This window comes from Streptomyces sp. UNOB3_S3 (assembly GCF_020740895.1).
In the GTDB taxonomy this organism is placed as follows: Bacteria; Actinomycetota; Actinomycetes; order Streptomycetales; family Streptomycetaceae; genus Streptomyces.
In genome coordinates this window covers 1-5238 of the sequence record NZ_JAILXP010000453.1, presented here as the reverse complement: position 1 = coordinate 5238, position 5238 = coordinate 1, and the positions used below count along the sequence as shown (strand labels likewise).

Below are 5238 nucleotides of genomic sequence, written 5' to 3'. Positions count from 1 at the left end.
GGTGGGGGACCGGCCGCCAGGCCGCAGCCCGCCGGGGCCCCCGGCCCGTCCCGGCGCGCCGAAGGCGCGCCCTTGACGAACTCACGTCCGTCTCGCTCCTGTTCCTGGGTGCTCCGGATGTCCCGGCCGTACGTCGGAGCGCGCCGCTCTGTGCCCGAGGCGTCATCCTTCAGGTTGTCGTCGGCTTCGTCCGTGGACAGCCGGACGAGCACCGCCCAGTTCTGCCCTTCTAAGTTCCCCCACTGCGCACGCTCTACAAGGTCTGCGTCCATGCCGGGAAAGGTACATTGAAGAATCCTCTGTCCGCTGGAAGGCACGGACAACTACCTCGTCTACACGCGCTGGCGCAGCGAGGAGGACTTCCAGGCGTGGATGGAGGGCCCGATGAAGGCCGCCCACCAGGGCGGCGGCGAGGGCGCCCCCAAGCACCGGCCCGCCGCCACGGGCTCGACGGTGTGGTCGTTCGAGGTCGTCCAGCAGGCCGCGCCGAAGCAGGGCTGAAGCAGGGCTGACCGCCACCGGAAAATGCTCTGCCCGGATGGCCGCCTCCGTGCGACCATCCGCCGCATGACCACCTGGACCGTGTCCCCGCAGCCGGTCGGCTCCCCGGAGTCGGCCGCGCTGCTGCGGGAGTATCTCGTCGACGTCGCCGACCGCTGGTATCTGCTGTACGAAGGACGCCGGTGCGCGCCCGAGGAGATCGAGCGGCATCTGGCCGAGATGCGGAGCGAGGACCCCGGGGTGCTGCTGGTGGCCCGGTACGGCGGGGAGCCGGCGGGGTGCGTGGGTGTGCGGCGGCTGGACGCGCGTACGGCCGAGGTGTGCCGGATGTTCGTACGGGCGGACCGGCGGGGGCTGGGCGGCTCGGGCGCGCTGCTGGGCGCGGCCGAGGACGTGGCGCGGGCGTGGGGTGCGGCGCGGATCGTGCTGGAGACCCGGCGGGACCTGGTGGAGGCACGGGCGCTGTACGCGCGGCACGGCTTCGGTGACGTCGCCCCGTACAAGGAGGGGGACGTGTACTCGGAGGTGTGGCTCGGCAAGGAGCTGACCGGGGCTTAGGCGCCGGCTGAGCGCCCGAAGGGGCGCGGGGCGGTGTCGATTTGCGGCTACCGCCGCGTGGGCGCGACCAGCCACGACGCACCGGCAGATGACGTACCGCACTCCCCGCGGAGCGGACCGCTCAGCGGCGGTGGTCGGGCTTGTCGCCCGCCGCCTCGCCGTCGCGCGGCTGTTCGGCGTCGGAGCCGCACAGTTCGCGGTTGAGCTCGTCGACGAGGCAGCTCAGGTCGTGGGGGCGGTCGGCGGCCGTCCACCAGTCGCCCAGGAGTTCCGCGAGCATCTGCTCGCGGGCCCGGAAGAGTTTGTCCGCCACCTGCTGTCCCTCGTCGGTGAGGAGGAGCCGCAGTCCCTCGCGCCGGACCAGTCCCCGGATCTCCAGCTGGCGGGCGGCCTCGGTGACGACGCGCAGCGGGAGGTCCGCGCGCTCGGCGAGGATCGCGGGCTCGGCATGGCCGTCGCGTTTGATGCGCAGCAGCATCCAGTTGGCGGCGGGTTTGAGGTCCACTCCGGCCCGTTGGCCGATCTTCTCGTAGACCTTGCGGCGGCCCTCGCGGCTGCCGAGCAGGGAGAGGGCGCGGGCGACCTCGTCGCGCGAGGAGCGCTCCACGGGGTTGCTGGCGACGACCTCGCTGGTGTCGGGCGCGGTGACGCTGCCGCGCAGCGGCTCCTCCCTGAGCAGCCAGGCGAGGGCGAAGGCGAGGAGGGCGGGCGGCACGGCGTAGAGGAAGACGTCGGTGATCGACTGGGAGTAGGCCTCCAGGACGCCGGTGCGCTGGGCGGGCGGCAGCCGGTGCACGATCCGGGGGTCGGACTTGAGGGCCTCGGGGGTGACGCCGGGCGGCAGGGGGACGCCGGCGAGAGCGTCGGCGATCCGGGGGCCGAGCTTGTTGGTGAAGATCGTGCCGAAGATCGAGACGCCGAAGGACGCGCCGATGGAGCGGAAGAAGGTCGCGCCGGAGGTGGCGACACCGAGGTCCTCGTAGCCGACGGAGTTCTGCACGATGAGCACGAGGACCTGCATGACCAGGCCCAGCCCGAAGCCGAAGACGAAGAAGTACGTGCTCATCATCGCGGTGCTGACGGTCGGGTCCAGCTGGTGGAGCAGGAGCAGGCCGATGGTCATCACGGCGGTCCCGGCGATGGGGAAGACCTTGTAGCGCCCGGTGCGGCTGACGATCTGGCCGGAGCCGGTCGAGGCGATCAGCAGACCGGCCACCATCGGCAGCATGTGCACCCCGGACAGGGTCGGCGACACGCCGTGGACGACCTGGAGGAACGTCGGCAGGTAGGTCATGGAGCCGAACATCGCGAAGCCGACGACGAAGCCGATCACCGAGCAGAGCGTGAAGGTGTGGATCCGGAACAGCCCGGGTGGCAGCACGGGCTCGGCGGCGCGCCGCTCGACGGCGATGAAGGGCACCAGCAGCACCGCGCCCACCACGCCGAGGCCGACGATCTGCCAGGACGACCAGGCGTAGGTGGTGCCGCCCAGCGAGGTCATCAGCACCAGGCAGACGGCGACGACGGCGATGAGGAAGGTGCCGAGGTAGTCGATGCGGTGCGGGACGCGGCTGGCCGGGATGTGGAGGACGGCGGCGATGACGGCGAGGGCGACGATGCCGATGGGGAGGTTGACGTAGAACACCCAGCGCCAGCTGAGGTGGTCCACGAAGAGCCCGCCGAGCAGGGGGCCCAGCACGCTCGTCCCGCCGAAGACCGCGCCGAAGAGGCCCTGGTAGCGGCCCCGGTCCCGGGGCGGCACGATGTCGCCGACGATCGCCATCGACAGCACCATCAGCCCGCCGCCGCCCAGGCCCTGGAGGGCGCGGAAGCCGATCAGCTCGGGCATGTTCCGGGCGAGGCCGCAGAGCGCGGAGCCCACGAGGAAGATCACGATGGCGGTCTGGAAGAGCTTCTTGCGCCCGTACTGGTCGCCGAGCTTGCCCCACAGGGGCGTGGCGGCGGTGGACGCGAGCATGTAGGCGGTGACGACCCAGGAGAGGTGCTCCAGGCCGCCGAGGTCGCTGACGATCGTCGGCAGGGCGGTGGAGACGATCGTCTGGTCGAGGGCCGCCAGCAGCATGCCGAGCAGCAGCGCGCCGATCGCGACGCGCACACCGCCCTTCGGCAGCCCCTCGCCGGGTATGGGTGGCGCTCCGGGGGCGGCCCGGGCCGTTCCGGCCGGGCCCGGGGTGTCCTGGGCCATGGGCAACTCCTCGGGTTCGGATCGCTCCTCCCATGGTCGTCCGGATGGCCGATTCCGGCCCGTCGGACTACGCCGACCAGGGCCGTTGGCGTTCTCCCGGGTCCGTTTTGTATCTTTGAGAAACAAAGTGGCTCCATCCGCACTCCCTGACCGGTGGGTGGAGCCACTTGTCTTCTTCCGCTCGTCTTCTTTCCGCTTCTTCCGCGCGCCTGCTTGGAGCTCCCCATGACGACCCTCACGGCCCGAGCCCTCCTCCTGGACATGGACGGCACGATCGTCAATTCCGACGCGGTCGTCGAGCGCTGCTGGCGCGGCTGGGCGGACGAGCACGGCCTGGACGGCGACGAGGTCATGAAGGTCGTCCACGGCCGCCAGGGCTACGCCACCATGGCCGTCCTCCTCCCCGAGCGCCCCATGGAGCTCAACCACGAGGACAACCGCCGGATGCTGGCCGCCGAGACCGCCGACGTCGACGGCGTCGTCCCGGTCCCCGGCGCCCCCGCCTTCATGGCCGCCCTGGCCGCCCTCCCGCACGCCCTGGTCACCTCCGCCGACCGCGCCCTGTCCGACGCCCGCATGGGCGCGGCGGGCCTGCCCATGCCGGCGGTGCGGGTGACGGCCGAGTCCGTCAGCGCCAGCAAGCCGGACCCGGAGGGCTTCCTCAAGGGCGCGGCCGAGCTGGGCTTCGCCCCGGCGGACTGCGTCGTCTTCGAGGACTCCGAGGCGGGCATCGCGGCGGGCCGCGCGGCCGGCATGCGCGTCGTGGGCGTCGGCCCGCGCGCGGCCGCCCACGGCCCGGACGTGGCGGTGGCGGACCTCACGGCGGTACGGGTCGAGACGGACGCGGACGGCGGGATCGTCCTGCGGATCACGACGGACTGAGCACGGACCGAGCACGGACCGAGCACGGACTGAGCACGGGCGGCGGGCCCCCTAGGCTCGCCGCTTAGGCTCGCCGCATGCTCCTATGGATCAACGGCCCCTTCGGGGGCGGCAAGACCCAGACGGCGTACGAACTCCACCGCCGCCTCCCCGGCAGCGTCGTCTGCGACCCCGAGCACGCGGGCTTCGGCCTCCACCGGATGCTGCCGCCGGCACTGCGCGGCGACTTCCAGGACCTGCCGGTCTGGCGCCGGGCCGTCCACGAGGTCCTCGACCTGGCCCTGACCGGGCACACCACGGGCCCGGTGATCGTCCCGATGACGATCGTGAACAGCACGTACTTCGCCGAAACCGTCGGCCGCCTGCGCGACGACGGCCACGACGTCCGCCACTACGCGCTCCTCGCCCGCCGGGAGACGGTCCTGCGCCGGCTGCGCGAGCGCGGCCTGGGCGCGTCGCTGCGACGCGAGACCTTCGCGGTGTCGAAGCTGGACGTATGCCTGGAACGGCTGCGCGATCCGGAGTTCGGCGAGCACATCCGGACCGACGACATCACGATCGCGCAGGTCGCCGACACGATCGCGGCCTCGGCGGGCCTGCGGTTGACCCCGAACACGGACGGCCCCCTGAAGGGCCGCCTGCGCCGGGCGTGGACGGGCGTGAAGCACATCCGCTTCGACTGAAACCCGTCAGAGGCCGTGCGCGACTGGATGACGCGGCTCATAGAACGCGAGCTCCCCACCACTGGGCAGCCGAACGGCGGCGAGCCGCCCCCACCCCCGGTCACTGACGCCCCGAACGATTTCGACCCCTTTACCGGCGAACTCCTCCACCTGGGCATCGATGTCGTCGCACATCAGATAGAGCTCGTGCGTGGGCTCACCGTCGACGGGGTGCACGGCCACCTCGGCGGGCGGCAGCCTGAAGACGAGCCAGCCGCCCCCGGCGTCGACGCCGGGAAAGCCGAGGACGTCACGGACGAAGGCCCGGTCGGCGTCGGCGTCGCGGCTGTAGAGGATCACGTGGGCACCGTTGATCATGCGAGGCATCCTCGCGAACGATCGGCAGGAAAATCCGAAGCCCCGCGATCC

5 protein-coding genes and 2 pseudogenes are annotated in these 5238 nt (G+C 72.0%); 4 read left to right on the top strand and 3 right to left on the bottom strand.

Going from position 1 to position 5238, the window contains the following annotated elements; all coding sequences use genetic code 11:
• A pseudogene (locus K6I33_RS31520) lies at nt 1-272 on the bottom strand (hypothetical protein); the annotation flags it as partial.
• 22 nt (nt 273-294) lie between these two features.
• Between K6I33_RS31520 and K6I33_RS31515 the strand changes: the two are divergent.
• Nucleotides 295-501 (top strand): annotated as a pseudogene (locus tag K6I33_RS31515) (antibiotic biosynthesis monooxygenase); the annotation flags it as partial.
• 66 nt (nt 502-567) lie between these two features.
• The gene (locus K6I33_RS31510) at nt 568-1059 is read left to right on the top strand and encodes a GNAT family N-acetyltransferase (protein WP_229357965.1); all 492 of its coding nucleotides are present in this window, start codon (nt 568-570) and stop codon (nt 1057-1059) included.
• A gap of 121 nt (nt 1060-1180) precedes the next feature.
• Here the strand turns inward: K6I33_RS31510 and K6I33_RS31505 are convergent, their stop codons facing one another.
• The gene (locus K6I33_RS31505; protein ID WP_229357964.1) at nt 1181-3265 is read right to left on the bottom strand and encodes an MFS transporter; all 2085 of its coding nucleotides are present in this window, start codon (nt 3263-3265) and stop codon (nt 1181-1183) included.
• Between the two features lie 225 nt (nt 3266-3490).
• Between K6I33_RS31505 and K6I33_RS31500 the strand changes: the two genes are divergently transcribed.
• Both K6I33_RS31500 and K6I33_RS31495 read left to right on the top strand, forming a co-directional pair.
• A complete protein-coding gene (locus K6I33_RS31500; RefSeq protein ID WP_229357963.1) occupies nt 3491-4147 on the top strand; it encodes an HAD-IA family hydrolase in 657 nt (218 codons plus the stop codon).
• 77 nt (nt 4148-4224) lie between these two features.
• Complete coding sequence (locus K6I33_RS31495) at nt 4225-4830, top strand: AAA family ATPase (protein WP_229357962.1); 606 nt, start codon at nt 4225-4227, stop codon at nt 4828-4830.
• Between the two features lie 6 nt (nt 4831-4836).
• Here the strand turns inward: K6I33_RS31495 and K6I33_RS31490 are convergent, their stop codons facing one another.
• A complete protein-coding gene (locus K6I33_RS31490) occupies nt 4837-5187 on the bottom strand; it encodes a VOC family protein (RefSeq protein WP_229357961.1) in 351 nt (116 codons plus the stop codon).
• Nucleotides 5188-5238: the final 51 nt, after the last annotated feature.

Excerpts from the sequence above, each read along its gene's own strand:
- K6I33_RS31510 (WP_229357965.1), top strand. The coding sequence starts at position 568 with ATGACCACCTGGACCGTGTCCCCGCAGCCGGTCGGCTCCCCGGAGTCG.
- K6I33_RS31505 (WP_229357964.1), bottom strand. The coding sequence starts at position 3,265 with ATGGCCCAGGACACCCCGGGCCCGGCCGGAACGGCCCGGGCCGCCCCC.
- K6I33_RS31500 (WP_229357963.1), top strand. The coding sequence starts at position 3,491 with ATGACGACCCTCACGGCCCGAGCCCTCCTCCTGGACATGGACGGCACG.
- K6I33_RS31495 (WP_229357962.1), top strand. The coding sequence starts at position 4,225 with ATGCTCCTATGGATCAACGGCCCCTTCGGGGGCGGCAAGACCCAGACG.
- K6I33_RS31490 (WP_229357961.1), bottom strand. The coding sequence starts at position 5,187 with ATGATCAACGGTGCCCACGTGATCCTCTACAGCCGCGACGCCGACGCC.